We start from the raw sequence: 19,179 nt of genomic DNA, 5'->3' as shown, positions 1-19,179 counted from the left end.
CATGCCCGAGCACGTGAAGTGGTTTGAAGAAATTGGCATGGGGGACGTCCCGCAGGTCGGCGGCAAGAACGCCTCCCTGGGCGAGCTCATCCAGTCCCTCAAGGCCCGGGGTGTGCGGGTTCCCGATGGCTTCGCCACCACCGCCGCGGCCTACCGGACCTTCGTCGCGGCGAACGGGATCGAACCGGCGATGCGCTCGCGGATCCTGGCCTACCGCTCCGGGGACGCGACGCTGCGCGAGACCGGGGAAGCCATCCGGGAGCTGTTCCTGGCCAGCGATTTCCCGCCGGACATCGCCGACTCCATCCGCTCGCACTACCGCGATCTGGGCCAGCGCGCCGGGCTGGAGCGGCTGTCGGTCGCGGTACGCAGCAGCGCCACGGCCGAGGACCTTCCCGATGCCAGCTTCGCCGGCCAGCAGGAAACCTTCCTGAACGTCACCGGCGACCGGGAACTGATGGACGCCTGCCGACGGTGCTACGCCTCGCTGTTCACGGACCGGGCCATCAGCTACCGGGAAGTCAAGGGCTTCGACCACCTCGACGTCGCACTCTCGATCGGGGTCCAGCGGATGGTGCGCTCCGACGTCGGCGCCTCCGGAGTGATGTTCTCGATCGATACAGACTCCGGGTTCCCGTGGGCTGCCGTGATCAGCGCCGCCTGGGGTCTCGGCGAGACGGTGGTGCAGGGCACGATCAACCCGGACAAGTACCTCGTCTTCAAGCCGCTCCTGAGCGAGGCCGCGGCGGCGGAAGGACCGGCGGAAGGGCTGGCGGAAAGGCCCAGCCCGATCATCGAAAAGACCCTCGGCTCCAAGGCGCAGAAGATGGTCTACAGCCGCGGCGGCCACGCCCGCACCCGCACCGTCGACACCTCGGAAGCGGAACGCCGGTCCTTCGTCCTGGCCGACGCCGAGATCCTCACCCTGGCCCGCTGGGCCGTGAGCGTCGAGGAGCACTACCGCCGGCCGATGGACATGGAATGGGCCCGGGACGGTGTGACGGGCGAGCTCTTCATGGTCCAGGCCCGGCCGGAGACGGTGCAGTCGCAAAAGACCGGTTCCCGCTTCACGCTCCACCACCTGCTGGAAACCGGGGCGGTGCTGGTGACCGGGGCGGCGATCGGCGACTCGATCGCGCAGGGGACGGCGTGCGTGATCAGGAGCGCCGCTGACATCGACAAGTTCCGGGACGGCGCCATCCTGGTCACCGAAATGACCGACCCGGACTGGGTGCCCATCATGAAGCGCGCCGCCGGGATCGTCACCGACCACGGCGGCCCCACCAGCCACGCGGCCATCGTGAGCCGGGAACTGGGGGTGCCCGCCGTCGTCGGGACCGGCAACGCCACCAGTGTCCTGGCCGAGGACCAGGCCGTGACCCTGTCCTGCGCCGAAGGCGATACGGGCCGCGTCTATGCCGGCAGCCTCGCGTTCGAAACCGAGGACGTGGATCTGGGCGAGCTGCCGGCGACGCGCACCAAAGTCATGGTGAACATCGCCAGCCCCGCGGCCGCCTTCCAGTGGTGGCGGCTGCCCGCGGACGGCGTCGGGCTGGCCCGGATGGAGTTCATCATCAGCGCCCTGATCCGGGTCCACCCGATGGCGCTGGTCCACCCGGAACGGGTCGCGGACCCGCAGGAAGCAGCGCAGATCCGGGAACTGACGCGCGGCTACGCCGATCCAGGCGACTACTTCGTGGACGCCCTGGCGCTGGGCATCGCGAAGATCGCCGCGCCCTACCATCCGAACCCGGTGATCGTGAGGCTCAGCGATTTCAAGACCAACGAGTACGCGCACCTGATCGGCGGCGCCTCCTTCGAGGAGGCCGAGGAGAACCCGATGCTCGGCTTCCGGGGTGCCTCGCGCTACTACGACGCGCGGTACCGGGAAGGCTTCGCGCTCGAATGCCGGGCGCTGAAACGGGTCCGGGAGCGGATCGGCTTCAGCAACATCATCGTCATGGTCCCGTTCTGCCGGACACCGCAGGAGGCGGACAAGGTGCTGGCGGTGATGGCTGAGAACGGGCTGGTCCGCGGCGAGCACGGCCTACAGGTGTACATGATGTGCGAGATCCCGTCCAACGTGGTCCTGGCTGAAAAATTCGCCACCCGCTTCGACGGCTTCTCGATCGGCTCGAACGACCTCACCCAGCTGGTCCTCGGCGTGGACCGGGACTCGGCGCAGCTGGCGGCGCTGTTCGACGAGCGCGACGAGGCCGTCATGGCGATGATCAGCGAGGCGATCCGGAAGGCGCACGCGGCAGGGATCAAGATCGGTATCTGCGGCCAGGGCCCCAGCAACCACCCGGAGTTCGCGGCGTTCCTGGTTGGCGAGGGCATCGATTCGATCTCGCTGAACCCGGACAGCTACCTCAGGACCGTCCCGCGGATCGCGGAAGCCGAGAAGCTGGCGTCCGCGGGCTAGGCCGGCCGGCCGGCCTGCCCGGCCGCGGGGTCCGCATCCCGGAGCCCAACGCCCGGAGCGCGTTCAGGATGGTGGCGAGGTCCACCACCTCCTGGGAGAGGGCGCCGGCGATCGCCGGAACGTAGCCCGCGGCTGCAGCCAGCATCAGCGCCACGCTCAGCGCGATGCCGATCCAGATGCTCTGCAGCGCCACCTTCACGGTGCGCTGGCCGATCCGCACGGCCGAGGCCACCTTGGACAGGTCGTCCAGGATGATCACGACGTCGGCGGACTCGCCGGCCGCCGTCGAACCCCGCGCGCCCATCGCGATCCCGACGTCGGCGACGGCCAGGACGGGGGCGTCGTTGACGCCGTCGCCCACCATCATGACCGGACGGCGGGGCAGAGAGCGCACGGCCTCCACCTTGTCCGGCGGCAGGCACTCGGCGCGGACATCGGTCAGCCCGGCCTCTGCCGCGATGTGCTCGGCGGTGGCGAGCGCGTCGCCGGTGAGCATGACCGTCCGGGTGGCGCCGAGTTCCCGGAGTTCGGCCACGGTGCGGCGGGTTTCCCCGCGGATCGGGTCGCTCATCACCAGGGCCCCGGCGAACTCCCCGGCCACACCCACGTAGATGGCGAGCTCGCCGCTGGCCAGCTCGGTTTCGACGACACCGGCGGCCGATTCCGACACGAAATTTGGCTTGCCGACGACGACGTCCCGGCCGTCGAAGCGCGCCCGGACGCCGTGCGTGGCGAATTCGGTGGCCTCCGTGGCGGACTCGAAAACCAAGCCACGGGACCGTGCCGCGTCCATCACCGAGGCGGCGAGCACGTGGGAAGAATATTGCTCGGCGGAGGCCGCGAGCCCGAGGACCCGGTCCTCGGTGAAGGACCCCGCGGTCCGGATGCCCACCAAGGAGGGGCGGCCGTAGGTCAGGGTGCCGGTCTTGTCGAAGGCCACCGTTTTGATCCGGCTCAGCTGCTCGAGAACCCCGGCGTACTTGACGATGATGCCGCCACGCGCGGCACGGCTCATGCCGCCAAGGAACGCCACGGGGGCGGCGATCAGCAGGGGACACGGCGTGGCCACCACCAGCACCTCCGCGAACCGGACCGGGCTGCCGCTGACGATCCAGCCGATCGCCCCGAGAACGTAGGCGAGGGCGGTGAACGGGACGGCGTAGCGGTCGGCCAGGCGGACCATGGGTGCCTTGCTGTCGGCCGCTTCTTTCACCAGCGCGACGATGCGGCTGTACTGCGAGTCCTCCATCAGCGCCGTGACCTGCATCCGGATGGCCGCTTGGCCGTTCAACGACCCGCTCATCAGGCCCTCGCCGGCGGCACGCTCCACCGGCAGGCTCTCCCCGGTCAGCGAGGATTCATCAAAAGTTCCGGACTCGGAAAGCAGCACTCCGTCCAGCGGCACCACTTCGCCGGGCCGCACCAGCAGGATGTCGCCGACTTCGACGTCGGTGGCCGCCACGTCCTCGTGCTGGCTGTCGGTTTCGGCGGCGTGGCTTCCGGCGGCACCGCCGTTGCGTTCCCGGTGGGCTGTCTGCGGGACGCGCTCCAGCAGGGACGTCAGTTCCTTCTTGGCACGGCCGGCGGCGTAGTCCTCAAGGGCGGTGCCGCCGGCCATCATGAGCACGATGATCATCGAGGCGACGAATTCGCCCACCAGTACGGTGCTGACAATGGCGGTGACGGCCAGGATGTCGATGCCCCACTGGCCGCCGACCAGGCGGCGGACCATGCCGACGGCGAGGTAGGCCGCCACAGCCAGCGCATAGATGCTGGCGGCGATCCGCGCGATAGCTTCCTGGCCGGAGGCAAGCAGCAGGATCACCGCCAGGAGGGCGGCGACTGTGCCCGTGACAAGCGGATACCGGAGCGCAATTTTCACGGTTGTCCCGCCTCGTTCCTCGCGCAAGACCCGGCGTCTGCGCCTACTTGCATCCTACTGCGCGGCCCTCCCCTCCCGGGCTCCCGGCCGGGCGGACACCTGGGGGTTCGTCGGGCCTTTCAGCCCTACCACGCTGGGGCCTGTGGTGCCATGGTGAGGCATGTGGTCGATCTTCGCCGGGCGCCGGCGCCGGGTGCTTGCGCTGGTGGCTGCGGTGCTGCTGGTGGTCGGCGCGGTGGTGACGGCAGTTGTGCTCTCCGGGGGACCCCCTGCCGCCGCTCCGTCGACGGCCCCGGCCACCGGCGCGGCGTCGGCTTCCGTTACCTCTTCGCCGACGCGCACTGCGCCGGGCACCCCCTCACCCGCTGCGACGCCAAGCCGGTCGCCCCTGCCGCCGTCGAGCGCCGCTCCGATCCCTCCGCCGCCCCCGCCGCCCCCGACACCCGCTGCCCCGTTCCCCGCGGCGCTCCGGGGCGCCGACGTCGAGGTCATCCCCGGCGCGGGCCGCGTGGTTGCCCTGACTTTCGACGCCGGGGCCAATTCGGCGGGCCTGCCCAGCATTCTGCGCACCCTCGGCGCCGCCGGAGTGCGGGCAACGTTCTTCCTGACGGGCAACTGGGCCAGCGCCAACCCCGCGGGCGTCGCCTCGATCGTGGCCGCCGGCCACCGGGTGGGCAACCACTCGATGACGCATCCGGGGTTCACCTCCCTCACCGACGCCCAGATCGCCCAGCAGCTCGCCGGCGCGCAGGCCGCTATCACGGCCGGAGGCGCGGATTCCCGGCCGCTTTTCCGCTTCCCGTTCGGCGAGCGGGACGCACGGACCATCGCCGCCGTGAACGCGCGGGGCTACCTGCCGGTGCGCTGGACGGTCGACACCCTCGGCTGGAAGGGCTCCAGCGGCGGCGTTACGGTCCAGATCGTCGCCGACCGGGCGCTCGCCGGCCTGCAGCCGGGGGAGATCGTCCTGATGCACATCGGCTCCAACCCCGACGACGGCACCACCCTGGACGCCGACGCGCTGCCGCAACTCATCAACCGGAGCCGCCAGGCCGGTTACGGCTTCACGACCCTGGACGCGCTCCTCGGCTGACCGCCCGTAACCGGGCCGACCGCCACTGTTCCCCGACGGGGATGACTGCTACGAATAACGCATGACGGAGTCGCCCACAGTTGCAGCTGCCCTGGCACCCGTCGACGCGGTGGTCTTTGAACTGGACGGCGTGGTGCTTGATACCGCGGAACTCCGTGCCGCTGCCTGGAAGCGGCTCCTCGATGACGTCTTCCGGGACCCCCGGTTGCCGTCGCGCGCCCGCCGGGACCCGATTGCCGACGCCGACTACACCCTTTACATCGAAGGCAGGACGCCCGCCGAGGCTGCCTCGGCGTTCCTGGCCTCGCGCGGCGTCTCGCTTCCGCCGGGTTCGCCGGCGGATGGTCCGGGCGACTGGACGGCATTCGGACTCGGGAAACGCCAGGACGAACTCTTCGGCCAACTGCTGCGCGGCCAGCCGCCCCGGGCCTTCCCCGGCACCCTGGCCCTGCTGGAACGGCTCCGGGCCGGCCGGATTCCGGTGCTGCTGGCCACGTCGGCGCCCAACGCGGGCGCGCTGCTCGCCACCGTCGGCCTGGAAGGCTTTTTCGACCATGTCGCGGACGGCCAGGCGGCGCTGCGGCAGGCCATCCCCGGCAAGCCGTCGCCGGCCCTGGCCCTCGAAGCGGTGCGGCGGCTGGACATCCCGCCCGGCCGGGCCATGGTCATCGAAGCGGCCGTCGCCGGGGTCGAAGCGGGCCGCCGCGGCGGCTTCGGGCTCGTCGTCGGGATCGACCGGACCGGCCGGCGGGCCGAACTGGAAACCGCCGGCGCCGACATCGTGGTCGAAGACGTCAGCGAACTGGACATCGGCCTGGTCATCACGCACCCCTGGATGCTGGTCTACGAGGGTTTCGACCCGGCCCACGAAGGGCACCGGGAGGCGCTGACCACGCTGGGCAACGGCTACATGGCCACCCGGGGTGCGGCGCCGGAGCACCGCGGCGGTGAGATCCACTACCGCGGGAGCTACCTGGCAGGGGTCTACAACCGGCTGGCCAGCGTCGTGGAGGGCCAGAAGACGGTGGACGAGCACATGGTGAACATTCCGGACTGGCTGCACCTTGACCTGCGGATCGAGGGCGGCGCCTGGTGGTCGGAGGGAGGCCTGGTGCTCAAGCAGGAGCGCCGCACCCTGGACCTCAAACGCGCGCTGCTCACCCGGGAGGCGCTGCTGGAGGACGACGCCGGCCGGCGGCTGAGGCTGGTGCAGCGCCGCCTTGTGTCGATGGCGGAGCCGCACCTAGCCGCGCTGGAGACGGTGCTGACCGCGGACGGCTGGAGCGGCAGCATCAGCGTCCGCAGCGGCTGCGACACGGACGTGACCAACTCCAACGTCCCGGAGGACGCTCAGCTGTCCAACCGGCACCTGACGGCGGTGCAGGTGACGGAATCCGACGGTGGGGAGTCCGCCGGGGGGCACACCGCCCGCGGGCAGAGTACTGCCCGACGGGGCGCCGTCGTGCTGAACGTCCAGGTGCAGACCAGCCAGAGCCGGGTCGGCATCGCCCTGGCGGTCCGCACCGAGGTGTCAGGGCCGGCTAACTCCGCCTTCGAGCAGCTTGGCGGCCTGTACGCGCACCGCTTCGAGGTGGCGGCCGCGGACGGGACAGCGGTGACGGTGACCAAGACGGTGGGGGTCGCCAGCTCCCGGGACCACGCGGTTTCCTCTCCGCTGACCGGGGCGGAGGCGGTGCTGGCGCGCGCGGGCGGCTTCGAGGCGCTGCTGGCGGAGCATGAGAAGGCCTGGTCCCTGCTGCTGGCTCCGTTCATCATCGAGTCCGACGCCCCGTCGCAGGCGCAGCTGATCCTGAACCTGCACGTGTTCCACCTGCTGCAGACACTGACGACGCACACCGCCGAGCTGGACGCGGGCGTGCCGGCCCGCGGACTGCATGGAGAGGGCTACCGCGGGCATGTCTTCTGGGACGAACTGTTTGTCCTGCCGGTGCTGAACTCCCGGCTGCCCTCGCTCGCGCGGGAGCTCATCGACTACCGCTGGCGCCGGCTCGGCACGGCCCGGGATGCGGCGCGGGCGGCCGGGCTGCGGGGCGCGCTGTTCCCCTGGCAGAGCGGCAGCGACGGCACCGAGCAGACGCCCAAGCTGCTCTTCAACAAGCTGTCCGGGCACTGGATGCCGGACTACTCGCACCTCCAGCGCCACGTGGGCCTGGCCGTGGCCTACAACGCCTGGCAGTACTTCGAGGCCACCCAGGACCGCGGCTGGCTGACCCAGCACGGCGCGGAACTCATTGTCGACGTCGCCCGCCTGTTCGCCTCGATGGCGGACTACGACGCCATCGAGGACCGGTTCCATCTCAGGGGTGTGATGGGGCCGGATGAGTACCACACCGGCACCCAGGGCAACCCGGGCGGAGGCCTCGACGACAACGCTTACACCAACATCATGGCCGCGTGGGTGTTCGACCAGGCGGAGTGGATTATGCGCTCCGTCCAGGGGTTCGACATGGAGGACCTCCGGGCCAGGCTCGGCGTTACGGCAGCGGAAATCGCTGGCTGGGAGCGGCTGAGCCGGCGCATGTTCGTGCCCTTCCACGGGGACGGCATCATCAGCCAGTTCGCCGGCTATGGCGCGCTCCGGGAACTGGACTGGACCCACTACCGCCGCAGCTACCGCAACATTGAACGGCTGGACCTGATCCTGGAAGCCGAAGGGGACAGCACCAACCACTACCGGCTGGCCAAGCAGGCCGACGTCCTGATGCTGCTCTACGTCCTGGGCGAGGACCAGCTCGTGGGATTCCTCGGCCGGATGGGCTACAACGTCACCGCCGCCCAGATGGCCGCGACCGTGGACTTCTACCTGGCCCGGACCGCGCACGGCTCCACACTCAGCCGGGTGGCGCACGCCTCGGTCCTCGCGCAACGGGATCCTGAGCGGGCGTGGGCCACGTTCCGCGAAGCCTTGGACGCGGACCTGGACGATACCCAGGGCGGGACCACGAGCTCGGGCATCCACCTGGGCGCCATGGCCGGCTCGATCGACGTCGTCCAGCGCAGCTTCGCTGGACTGCGGATCACCCGGGACGCCCTCGACTTCACGCCCAGGCTCCCGGCTGAACTGCGCCGGGTCGAGTTCCAGGTCCGCTACCGCGACCAGCTGCTGGCGGTGCATCTGGAAACGGACCGGCTCATGGTCTCCGCCGCCCCCGGGGACGCCGCCCCCGTGCTAGTCCGGGTTGGCCCCCGGAAGGTGCTGCTGCGGGCCGGCGAACAGCATGAATTCCTCCGCGCCGATTCCGCACCCAACTAGCTGGCAGTTGTTGTCGTTTTGAGCCCTCAAAACGACAACAACTGCGAGCCAGTTGGGCGGGGCCTGCTTCAGGAGGCCACGCGGATGACGGCGGCGCCGGTCACCCGGTCCCCGGCGAGGTCCCGCAGCGCCTGGTCTGCGGCGTCGAAGGGGTAGGCCACCGTGGTGGGGCGCAGCGGAATCTCGGCGGCGAGCCGGAAGAACTCCTCGCCGTCGGCCCTGGTGTTGGCGGTGACGCTGCGCAGTTGGCGCTCCTGGAACAGCTCGGCGGCGTAGTGCAGCGGCGGAATGTCGCTGAGGTGGATGCCTGCGACGGCGAGGGTTCCGCCACGGTCGAGGGCACGCAGCGCCGGCGGCACGAGGGTCCCGGCGGGAGCGAAGAGGATGGCGGAGTCGAGGGGGTCCGGGGGCTCATCCTCGGCTCCGCCGGCGAAGGTGGCGCCGAGGGCCAGGGCGAGGCGGCGGGCTTCGGGAGACCGCGTCATGACGTAGACCCGGGCCCCCTGGTAGAGCGCAATCTGTGCGGCGAGGTGGGCCGAGGCGCCGAAGCCGTAAATGCCCAGCCGGCCGCCGATCGGCAGTTCCGCCCGGCTCAGGGCGCGGTAGCCGATGATGCCCGCGCACAGCAGCGGAGCCGCCTCCTCGTCCGGGAAGATTTCGGGCACCCGGTAGGCGAAGTCCTCGGCGACGGTGATGAGTTCGGCGTAGCCGCCGTCGCGGTCCCAGCCCGTAAAGGTGGGGGACAGGCACAGGTTTTCCTGCCCGCGCAGGCAGAACCGGCAGGACCGGCAGGTGCCGCCGAGCCAGGCCACTCCCACCCGCTCGCCCGGGCGGAACCGGTCCGCGCCCGGGCCGGCGCCGATCACCTCGCCGATCACTTCGTGCCCGGGAACGACGCCGGCCCGTCTGGGGGCCAGCTCGCCTTCGGCCAGGTGCAAGTCCGTGCGGCACACCCCGCACACCCGCACGCGCAAAAGGACTTCCCCGTGGCCGGGGCTGGGGTCCGGGCGCTCGCCGGATACCAGCGGACCCGTCGCGATTGGTCCGGGCTGCGCAACCCACCAGGCTCGCACAGGGCCTCCTTTTCTGGCTTCTCTTCCTGACCCGGGCTGCGGCGGCCGTGATCCCGGGGTCGGAATCAGCACGTGATCATGACGTTGCAGGCCGCCTTGTGCAGCACCGCGGAGACGGTGTTGCCAATGCCTCCGCCGCGGTTGTGGGTGCCCAGCACCAGCACATCCGCATCTTCGGCCGCCTCCACGAGTTCCTTGGCCGCCGCCCGGCCCTCCTTCAGCGTGCCGGAGACTGCCAGCCCGGGGGCGAGTCTCCCTGCTTCGCCGAGGGAGTACTCCAGCAGTTCCGCGCCGTGGAGCGGGGCGTGGCGGCCGTGCTCCGCCAGGTCGCCGCCATGGTCCGGATCAACATGGACCAGCTGCAACTCGGCGCCCATTGCGACGGCGAGGCGGGCGGCGTCGGCCAGCACCGCCGAGCTGTGGGCCGCGGCATCGACGCCGACGACGACGGGCCTGCCGGGCAGGTGCGGACGGCGGACCACCATCAGCGGGCACGGGGCGGCGCCGGCCAGCTCCAGGCAGACCGAGCCGGCGAGGTGGCCGAGCACGCCGCCTATACCCCGGCTACCCACCACAAGGAGGGAGGCGTCCGCGGCGGCCCGGCGCAGGACCTGTGCGGGCAGTCCGGCCTCCATGACACCGTCGACGGCGAGCCCGGGGTCAACGCCGTGGGCCAGCCCCACGCCCTCGGCGAGGATGGTCTCGGCGGAATGCCGGAGGCCGCTGCCAGCCACGCCTTTGACGGGTCCCAGGTCCTTGGTGAACATCGGCCAGACCCAGGCGTGGACCACCCGCAGGGGGACTCCCCGGAGGGCGGCGTGGTCGGCGGCCCAGCGGACAGCGAGTTGAGAGGATTCGGAGCCGTCGTAGCCCACGGCGACGGCGGCGGGCCGGGGACCTGCTGCGGGTGCCGGCATGGATCCTCCCGGGTAGGCGGACGTAGCACTCCCCAGCGGTGCGTCCCCCAGTACTACCCGTGCGGGGAACGGGACGGCTAGGGGCTTTAGTCCCCCGCCCGTTCGGGGCCGCTGTGTTCTTCCCGCAGCTCCCGTCCGCGGCGGATGTCCTCTTCCTCCTTGGCCTGCAGCTTGTCGCTCTTCTTCGTGTCGCGCGGCGGCAGCTGGATGGTTTCCTCGGCCTCGATGCCGGCCTGGAGCTGGCGGCCGCGTTCGGTTTCGGCGTCGAACTCGGCGCCGAAGAGCAGCGACATGTTCAGGATCCAAAGCCAGAGCAGCGCGATGATGACGCCGCCGATTGCACCGTAGGTCTTGTTGTAGCTGTTGGAGTAGGCCACGTAGAAGCCGAACGCCAGGGATGCCAGCAGGAAGACCACCAGGGCGATCGCCGATCCCATGCTCATCCAGCGGAATTTGGGCTGCTTAACGTTGGGGGTGGCGTAGTAGAGGATGGCAATAGCCACGATCACGAGCACCAGCATCACCGGCCACTTGGCGATGTTCCAGACGGCCAGGAACGCCCCGCCCAGACCGATGATGTTTCCGACGGACTCGGCCACCGGGCCGCTGAGCACGAGCATCGCGGCCAGCACGACGACGATCAGCAGGTTGACGACCGTGACACCGAGCATGGTGCCGCGCAGCTTCAGGAACGGCCGGCCCTCGTCGGTCTCATACACCCGGTTCATGGCCCGCCCGAACGCCCCGACATAGCCGGAGGCGGACCAGAGGGCGGTGAGGAGGCCCACGATGAACGTCAGGCCCGCGGCCGAGGAGCTGGCCAGTTCTTCGACTACCGGGCGGATCGTGTCCACGGTCTGGCCGGGTGCGATGCCCTGGACGATGTCCAGCAGCGCCGAGGTGGTTTTCTGGGCGTCTCCGAAGAGACCCAGCAGGGACACCAGCGCCAGGAGCGCCGGGAAGATTGAGAGCACCGAGTAGTAGGTCAGCGACGCCGCGAGGTCGGGGCACTGGTCTTTGGTGAATTCCCGCAGGGTCTTCTTGGCGATGTACTTCCAGGAGGGCTTGGTGACATCGGTGGGGCGGTCCGGCTTGCGCGCGTCGTCCGGGGCGGGGGCAGTGCGCGCCTTGGCGGTGCTGCTCTCGGGGGTTTCGGCGTCGTCCATGGAGCCAGTGTCCGCCTTGGTGAGGTTCTTGGCCATCGGAATCTTCTTTCGTGGTTAAGCGCAGCGGCCGGCTGCCCAGCGCGTCAGCGAGGGCAACCGGCCGTCTTCCGGGTCGGGCTAGGCCTGCTGGACGTTGTCCTTGGCGTCGGCCGCACGGTCCTTCACGTCGGCGACGGCCGTCTGGCCTTCACCCTTGACGTTCTGGGCGGCGTCGGCGGCCGTGGCCTTGACGTTCTCCATGGCGGCCTGGGCAGGCTCCTTGAGACCCTCGGCCACGTGCTGCGCGGCTTCGGTCAGCTCCGTGGTGAGCGGCTCGGCGGCCGTCTTCAAGGCGTCCGCTGCCTCGCGTTCCTTCTGGCTCGCCGGGATCAGCGAGGACACCAGCAGGCCGGCGCCGAAGGCGATGAGCCCTGCGGCGAGCGGGTTGCCCTGCGTCTTGGTCTTGGCCAGGTGCGGTGCGTCGGCGACGGCGGAGCCGGCGTCGTTCAGGTGCGAGGCGGCACTGCCGCCTGCGGAATGCACGTTGCCGGCGGTGTGGTCGGCTGCTCCCATGACTTTCTCCTTCACTCCGAAGACGGCGTCCTTGACCTTGTCGGTTTGGCGCTGGACGATGTGCGACGGCGTGACCTTGTCGGCCACGGCGTCGACGTTGGTGCCGAGCCGGGCGCGGGTTGCTTCAATGTCGGCGCGGATGGCATCCGGGTTTTCAGTCATTGTGTTTTCCTCGCTCTAGTGGCTGGGCTTGAGGGTCGGGGGGATTTCCTGGAGGGTTTCCGCGGTCTGCGGCATGCCCTTCATCGCCTTGAGTTCCTTGCGGCCCATCGAGGCCAGGACGGCGCCGATGATGCCCCAGATGATCGCGACGACGACGCCGGACCATCCCAGCCCCATCAGCGTTCCCAAACCCCACCAGAGGGCGAGGGAGAGGAACAGCAGGACGAAGTGGCCTGCGACGCCGGCGCCGGCGAACATGCCGCCGCCCTTGCCGGCCCGGCCGGCGGTCTGCTTCAGTTCGGCCTTGGCGAGCTCCACTTCCTGACGCATCAGGGTGGACATGTCCCGCGTGACGTCACCTAGTAGATCGCCCAGGGAGTTGGTTTCCGCTTTCACATGGGCCTCGGTGGGAGGCATCGGGGCGCCCGTGGGCATCTCGCTGCTCATCGACGGCCTCCGTCGAACGGATCCTTACGGTCGGGGTCGACGGTGGGATCAATGCGGTACGGATCGGCGGCCAGCGGGTCGTTAGCCCACTGGTCGGCGTGCGCGCCGGTGCCCTCAAGCGGGCTGGGCGGGTAGGTATCGGCTACGCCGGCGGTCGTCGTCTCCGGGTAGGTCACCGGCGGCGGGGGGACCGCGACGCCGGCGTCGGGCACCCGGGTGACCGGGGCGCTGTACTGCGCCGGGGTGCCGGTGGTGCCGGTGGTGCCGGTGGACGTCGTATCCGGAGCCCCGGCGCTGAGGCTGCGGCTGAGGCGTCCGGCCAGGATGCCGGCGCCGGCAGCGGCCAGCAGGAAGGTGCCGGGCCGCTGGCGGGCGAAGGACTTGACCTCATTGAGCAACGAACCGGGGTCGCGGTTGTCAAGCCACGTCGCCACGGACTGTGACCGCTCGGCGGCCTGGCGGATCAGGTCGGTCGCGACGCCGGGCTGGTCCGAGGCCTCAGCCATGGTGTGGAGTTCGCTGGAAATGGAGCGCAGGCCCTGGGCAGCCTTCTGCTGCTGCGTGCCGGCCTGGGCGGTCAGGTCCGTCCGGGCCTGGTTGATGAGGTCCTTGGCGTTGCTCTTGACCTCGCCGGCCACGTTGGCCGCTTCGGCCTTTGCCGTTTCGGTAACGTTCTGGGCCGATTCCGCGGCCTGCTGCTTGACCTCGCCGGCTTCGCCCTTGGCGGTGTCGGTCTTCGAGGGCGTCCCGGTGGAGGCGGGCGGGAACGTCGAGCTCTGCCGCAGTGCCGGCTCTGTACCTAGCTCCGTGCCCTGCGTCGCCGTCGGGGTTCCGTAGCTACCGTCCTGGGGCCATTGGTTCTCTGTCATCGTCGCTCTCTTTCCTTGTAGATCTGCTGCCGGTTAGCAAACCAGCAGCGCCGAACGCGAATAGTAAGCATGATTACTATTAGATAGTAAGCACGCTTCGCATTTGATTACAAGGAAATTTTGAAAATCGGCCGGCGCTGGCCAGCTAGGGTTGGTCCATGAGCGGAATGGCGGATAGCTGATGGCAAAGCGCGGCAGGGCGGCCGGGCGAAACGCCGGGACGTCGACGCCGGGAGTGGTGGAAGTGCCGAAGGGCAGCCGCCCGGACGGCCCGGTCGCGGGCGTCTACTACATCGACACCGGCGACTGCGAGCTGATCCCGGACCAGGACAACTCGACCGGGTGGCTGCTGCGGATCAACGGCGTGATGAGCTCCCATATCGACCTCGCCGACCCGCTGTTCCTTGACTTCGAGTACATGCGCTGGATTGCGGCGCTGGTCGAGTCGCGTTGGCCGCCGCCGACCCGGCCGAAGCTGCGTGCCCTGCACCTGGGCGGGGGGGCCTGCTCGCTGGCGCGCTACTTCCACGCCGCCTATCCGGACGCCCGGCAGGTGGTGGTGGAGCTGGACGGGAAACTTGCCGAGTACGTCCGCGGCTGGTTCGACTTGCCCAAGGCGCCGCTGCTGCGCCTGCGCGTGGGGGAGGCCCGCGAGGTTACCGAGAGCCTCACGCCGCAGACGCGGGACCTCATCATCCGCGACGTCTTCGCCGGCTCCGTCACACCGCGGCCGCTCACCACCAGCGAATTCACCGGCCACGCCAAGCGTGTCCTGGCGCCCGGCGGGATCTACCTGGTGAATTCCGGCGACGCCCCGGCGCTGGCCAACGCGCGCGAAGACGCTGCCACGATCGCTGCGGCCTTCGAGCACACGGTAATCATCGCCGACCCGGCCATGCTCAAGGGCCGGCGCTACGGCAACATGATCATCGCCGGCAGCGACGCGCCGTTCGACGACGACCCCGGCCTCGCACGGCGCCTGCTGGGCGGCGCGGTGCCGGCGCACATCTGGCACGATGCCAAGGTGCGCGCCTTCGCCGCCGGCGCCGCCGTCCGCCACGACCCGGAGGCGGCGGTCCCGCTGGCGGCAGTCCCGACGTCGGCGAACCCGAAAGCCGCGGACCCGAAAGCCGCGGACCCGACGTCGTCGACTGCTCCGTAACGGCCCTTTTGCGGCCCCAAAACGGCGCCTACGGAGCAATCGCTGCGTAGCCGCCCCGGCCCATCAGCGCCTCGCGGTGAGCGTCGGTCTGCTCGCGCAGGGCCTGGACCACGGCGGCGACGGCCGGCCGGCGCATCGAGTCGGGCCGCAGGACCATCCAGTAGGGCAACCGCTCGGCGAACTCATCGGGCAACAGCCTGACCAGGTCCGGATGCAGGTCCGCGGCGAAGCAGGGCAGGAAGCCGATTCCGGCCCCGGCCCGCGTCGCCTCCACGTGGACAAAGACATTCGTGGAGCTCAGCCCGTCCCGCATGGTCGGCACCAGCCGCCGCGGGGCGTCGAGGTCGTCCACCTGGAGCATGGAATCGACGAAGTAGACCAGCGGATGCGCCTCCAGTTCGTCCACGGAGCGCGGCGTCCCGTACTCGGCCAGGTAGCTCCGCGAGGCGTACATCCCCAGCATGTATTCGCCGAGCCGGGCCGCCTCGGCCCGGTGCACCTGCGGCTCGCCGACCACCACCTCGATGTCCAGGCCGGAGCGCTGCTGCAGCGCCCGCCGGGTCACCGTGATGATCTCCACGCTGAGCCCGGGGTGGTGGCGGCGCAGCCGGGCCACCGCGGGGGCCGCGATGTAGGCGCTGAAACCGTCGGTGGCGGTCATCCGCACGACGCCGGTGACGGGATCCGGCGTCGTGCCGGGCTTTTCGAGCGAGCGCACGGCGCCTTCCACCTGCTCGGCGACGGCGACCGCGGAGGCGCCGAGTTCCGTCAGTTCCCAGCCGCCCGCGGCCCGCGACAGCACGCGGCCGCCGAGGGCCTTCTCCAGGGCAGCGATCCGGCGGGAGACCGTGGTGTGGTTCAAGCCCAGGACCTGGGCCGCCGTCGTAAATTTGGCCGAGCGCGAGACCGCCAGCAGCACCAGCAGGTCGTCGGGATTTGCATTCATATCTGCAATTCTGCACATACATCGTGCCGGTTTGGCCATTGAACCGCAAGGAATCTGCGGCAATACTCGATGAAGCCCATTTTCAGTGCTGTGCATCACGGCGCGTGTCATCGTGGACACTAAGGAGAACGAGATGAGCGTAGACCAACGCTCCGCAACACCCCCCGCCGCAGCCACCAAGGGTGCAGGCCTGAAGAAAATCGTCGCCGCATCGATGGTCGGCACCGTCGTGGAGTGGTACGAATTCTTCCTCTACGCCACCGCCGCCACCCTGGTGTTCGGCAAGTACTTCTTCCCCGCCACCGGCAATGAACTGGACGGCATCATCCAGGCGTTCCTGACCTACGCCGTCGGTTTCGTCGCCCGCCCGCTCGGCGGCATCGTCTTCGGCCAGATCGGCGACAAGCTGGGCCGCAAGCCCACCCTGCAGCTGACCATCGTGATCATCGGTGTGTCCACCTTCCTGATGGGCTGCCTCCCGGGCTTCGTCGACATCGGCTACCTCGCGCCGGCCCTGCTGGTGGCGCTGCGCTTCATCCAGGGCTTCGCGCTGGGCGGCGAATGGGGCGGCGCCGTGCTGCTCGTTGCCGAGCACAGCCCCAACGAGTCCCGCGGCTTCTGGTCCAGCTGGCCCCAGGCGGCGGTCCCGGTCGGCAACCTGCTGGCCACCCTGGTCCTGTTCATCATGTCCAACGTGCTCAGCGCCGCGGATTTCCTCGGCTGGGGCTGGCGCGTGGCGTTCTGGCTCTCCGCGGTGATCGTGTTCGTCGGCTACTACATCCGCACCAACGTCTCCGAAGCCCCGATCTTCCTCGAGGCCAAGGCGCAGCTGGAGCAGGAGCAGGCCGCCAGCTACGGCGTCCGCGAAGTCATCCGCAAGTATCCCAAGGGCATCCTGCAGGCCATGGGCCTCCGGTTCGCGGAAAACATCATGTACTACCTCGTGGTGAGCTTCGCGATTGTCTACCTCAAGAGCGTCCACAAGTACGACACGTCCTCGCTGCTGCTGGCCCTGTTGATTGCCCACCTCATCCACTTCCTGGTCATCCCGCAGGTCGGACGGCTTGTGGACAGCTGGGGCCGCAAGCCGGTCTACCTGGTCGGAGCCATCACCGGAGCCACCTGGCCGTTCTTCGCCTTCCCGATGTTCGACACCCGCAACCCCGTCGTCATCGTGCTCGCCGTGACGATCGGCCTGTGCCTGCACGCCTTCATGTACGCCGGCCAGCCGGCGCTGATGTCGGAGCTGTTCCCGACCCGGATGCGTTACGCGGGCGTCTCGCTGGGTTCGCAGGTCACCTCGATCTTCGCCGGCTCGCTCGCGCCGCTGCTGGCCACCGCGTGGCTCAAGGACACCGGTTCCTGGCTGCCCACCGCCATCTACCTCCTGGTGGCCTGCGCCATCACCACGGTGGCAGTGCTCAGCCTCAAGGAAACCAAGGGCATCGCCCTCGAGGACGTGGACCGGGCCGACGCCGAACGTGAAGGCCTTGCAGTAGCGGCCGTCCGCTGAGCTGCTTGAACGTCCGCTGAACTGCTTGAATCTGATGACCGTGAATCTCTGAACTGGAAGGCTGGGTAATGGAAAATACACTCAACGGCCGCAAGGCATTGGTCACCGGCGGCGCGGGCGGGATCGGCGCTGCCAGCGTCCGTGCCCTCGCTGCCAGGGGCGCGAAGGTGGTGGTTGCCGACGTCGACGAAGCCGCCGCCACCGCCCTCGCCGACGAAGTCGGGGGCACCGCGTGGGCGGTGAACCTGCTCGACGTCGAGGCCCTGCAGACGCTCAGCCTGGATTGCGACATCCTGGTCAACAACGCCGGGATCCAGCGCATCAGTCCGATCGAGGACTTTGATCCGGCAGATTTCCGCCGCATCGTCACCCTCATGCTTGAGGCGCCGTTCCTGCTGATCCGGGCTGCGTTGCCGCACATGTACGCCAACGGCTTCGGCCGGATCATTAACCTGTCGTCGGTCCACGGGCTTCGGGCCTCGCCGTTCAAGAGCGCCTACGTCTCCGCCAAGCACGGCCTGGAAGGGCTGAGCAAGGTGACGGCGCTGGAGGGCGGTGCCCACGGTGTCACGTCCAACTGCATCAACCCCGGGTATGTCCGGACGCCGCTGGTCGAGTCGCAGATTGCGGACCAGGCCAAGGTGCACGGCATTCCGGAGTCCGAGGTGCTGGCCAAGATCATGCTCACCGAGGCGGCCGTGAAGCGGCTGGTCGAACCCGAGGAGGTGGCCTCGCTGGTGGCGTGGCTGGCCTCGAACGACGCCGGCATGGTCACCGGCGCCAGCTACACCATGGACGGTGGCTGGTCCGCCCGATAGGGCGCTCACAACTCCGACCCGCTGGCTCTGACGCGCTGGCCCTGACCCGCCCGGGCATCTCTGCCCGGGCGGGTCAGTTGTCTGTCAGCCGGGCCAGGTTTGGTGGCGGCTTCGCCGCGGGGCGTGCCGCTAGGCTGGGGGCATGCGCAAGGATTTCAGCCCCGCCGACTTGCCCTCCGAAGAGTTTTACCGGCTGCTGACAGCCGTCGTCGTGCCCCGTCCTATTGCCTGGGTTTCCAGCACCTCCGTCGAGGGGGTGGACAACCTCGCTCCGCATTCCTTCTTCACTGTCGCGTCGGTGACACCGCCGATCATCCAGTTCACCTCGGTGGGCCGGAAGGACACGTTGCGGAACATCTCCGCGCGAGGCGAATTTGTGGTCAATCTTGCGCCGGCCGACTTCCTCGCCGAGGTCAACGCGACCGGCACCAACTTCCCGCCGGAGGTCAGCGAGTTCGATGCCGCCAATCTCACCCGGGAGGCCAGCCTGACGGTCAGCGTGCCCCGGGTGGCGGAGTCGCCGGCGGCCCTGGAGTGCCGCCTGCATTCGACGCTGGCCATGGGTGACTGCGTGCTGGTGTTCGGCGAGGTCACCCACGCTGCGGTCTCTGCCGATGTCCTGGATGGCAGCCACCCGCGCATCGACCTGCTCGGGCCGCTGGCCCGGCTCGGGCGCGACGAGTGGGGGCACCCGGGGCCGGTTCAGGAACTAGGCCGGATCCGGAGGTCCGACTGGCCGGGCGATTTCCGGCGGAGGGCCGAACGGGAGGCTTAGCCGCCCGCGTAGGGGCCCGGGCCGGCGAGCAGCCGGCTTGATGCTGCCAGGAGGTCGGTGTGGCGGTCTGTGGGGTGCCGTCCTGCAGCGCCGAGTCGGGGAGAC

General features: G+C 69.6%; 15 protein-coding genes. 7 read left to right on the top strand and 8 right to left on the bottom strand.

Going from position 1 to position 19,179, the window contains the following annotated elements; genetic code table 11:
- Position 1: 1 nt before the first annotated feature.
- Entirely contained in the window at positions 2–2,425 is a 2,424-nt protein-coding gene (gene ppsA / locus AC1DB8_RS10255; RefSeq protein WP_476892941.1) for a phosphoenolpyruvate synthase, read from the top strand.
- On the opposite strand, the gene AC1DB8_RS10250 is transcribed toward ppsA, so the two are convergent.
- The gene (locus AC1DB8_RS10250; RefSeq protein WP_476892940.1) at positions 2,373–4,307 is read right to left on the bottom strand and encodes a heavy metal translocating P-type ATPase; all 1,935 of its coding nucleotides are present in this window, start codon (positions 4,305–4,307) and stop codon (positions 2,373–2,375) included. The two genes, ppsA and AC1DB8_RS10250, sit on opposite strands and share 53 nt — an antisense overlap.
- Positions 4,308–4,467: 160 nt before the next feature.
- On the opposite strand from AC1DB8_RS10250, the gene AC1DB8_RS10245 reads away from it, so the two are divergent.
- On the top strand, positions 4,468–5,400 hold the full coding sequence (locus AC1DB8_RS10245; protein ID WP_476892939.1) for a polysaccharide deacetylase family protein: 933 nt from the start codon (positions 4,468–4,470) through the stop codon (positions 5,398–5,400).
- A gap of 61 nt (positions 5,401–5,461) precedes the next feature.
- Positions 5,462–8,674: an HAD family hydrolase gene (locus AC1DB8_RS10240; protein WP_476892938.1), complete on the top strand. Its 3,213-nt coding sequence runs from the start codon at positions 5,462–5,464 to the stop codon at positions 8,672–8,674.
- A 68-nt stretch (positions 8,675–8,742) separates the two neighbouring features.
- On the opposite strand, the gene AC1DB8_RS10235 is transcribed toward AC1DB8_RS10240, so the two are convergent.
- From AC1DB8_RS10235 to AC1DB8_RS10210, 6 genes are all read right to left on the bottom strand, one after another.
- Positions 8,743–9,747, bottom strand: coding sequence for a zinc-dependent alcohol dehydrogenase family protein (locus AC1DB8_RS10235; protein WP_476892937.1), 1,005 nt, complete (start codon positions 9,745–9,747; stop codon positions 8,743–8,745).
- 65 nt (positions 9,748–9,812) lie between these two features.
- Entirely contained in the window at positions 9,813–10,664 is an 852-nt protein-coding gene (locus tag AC1DB8_RS10230; RefSeq protein ID WP_476892936.1) for a universal stress protein, read from the bottom strand.
- Between the two features lie 86 nt (positions 10,665–10,750).
- Positions 10,751–11,866 (bottom strand): YihY/virulence factor BrkB family protein, encoded by a 1,116-nt coding sequence (locus tag AC1DB8_RS10225; protein WP_476892935.1) that lies wholly within the window; start codon positions 11,864–11,866, stop codon positions 10,751–10,753.
- Positions 11,867–11,947: 81 nt separating this feature from the next.
- Positions 11,948–12,544: a DUF3618 domain-containing protein gene (locus AC1DB8_RS10220; protein ID WP_476892934.1), complete on the bottom strand. Its 597-nt coding sequence runs from the start codon at positions 12,542–12,544 to the stop codon at positions 11,948–11,950.
- A gap of 15 nt (positions 12,545–12,559) precedes the next feature.
- The gene (locus tag AC1DB8_RS10215; protein WP_441418014.1) at positions 12,560–12,991 is read right to left on the bottom strand and encodes a phage holin family protein; all 432 of its coding nucleotides are present in this window, start codon (positions 12,989–12,991) and stop codon (positions 12,560–12,562) included.
- The gene (locus tag AC1DB8_RS10210) at positions 12,988–13,860 is read right to left on the bottom strand and encodes an ATP synthase subunit B family protein (RefSeq protein WP_476892933.1); all 873 of its coding nucleotides are present in this window, start codon (positions 13,858–13,860) and stop codon (positions 12,988–12,990) included. Before AC1DB8_RS10210 ends, AC1DB8_RS10215 begins: the two co-directional genes overlap by 4 nt.
- A gap of 181 nt (positions 13,861–14,041) precedes the next feature.
- Between AC1DB8_RS10210 and AC1DB8_RS10205 the strand changes: the two genes are divergently transcribed.
- Complete coding sequence (locus AC1DB8_RS10205; RefSeq protein WP_476892932.1) at positions 14,042–15,022, top strand: spermidine synthase; 981 nt, start codon at positions 14,042–14,044, stop codon at positions 15,020–15,022.
- A gap of 28 nt (positions 15,023–15,050) precedes the next feature.
- Here AC1DB8_RS10205 and AC1DB8_RS10200 read toward each other — a convergent pair whose 3' ends face one another.
- Positions 15,051–15,968 (bottom strand): LysR family transcriptional regulator, encoded by a 918-nt coding sequence (locus tag AC1DB8_RS10200; protein WP_476892931.1) that lies wholly within the window; start codon positions 15,966–15,968, stop codon positions 15,051–15,053.
- A gap of 133 nt (positions 15,969–16,101) precedes the next feature.
- Between AC1DB8_RS10200 and AC1DB8_RS10195 the strand changes: the two genes are divergently transcribed.
- The 3 genes from AC1DB8_RS10195 (at position 16,102) to AC1DB8_RS10185 (ending at position 19,074) form a co-directional block, all read left to right on the top strand.
- Positions 16,102–17,481 (top strand): MFS transporter, encoded by a 1,380-nt coding sequence (locus AC1DB8_RS10195; RefSeq protein ID WP_441418010.1) that lies wholly within the window; start codon positions 16,102–16,104, stop codon positions 17,479–17,481.
- 68 nt (positions 17,482–17,549) lie between these two features.
- Positions 17,550–18,299, top strand: coding sequence for a 3-hydroxybutyrate dehydrogenase (locus AC1DB8_RS10190; RefSeq protein WP_175322546.1), 750 nt, complete (start codon positions 17,550–17,552; stop codon positions 18,297–18,299).
- 142 nt (positions 18,300–18,441) lie between these two features.
- Positions 18,442–19,074: a flavin reductase family protein gene (locus tag AC1DB8_RS10185; RefSeq protein WP_476892930.1), complete on the top strand. Its 633-nt coding sequence runs from the start codon at positions 18,442–18,444 to the stop codon at positions 19,072–19,074.
- Positions 19,075–19,179 lie beyond the last annotated feature (105 nt).

This window comes from Arthrobacter sp. 10N410 (assembly GCF_056394945.1).
This window is presented reverse-complemented; position numbering and strand designations above follow the sequence as displayed.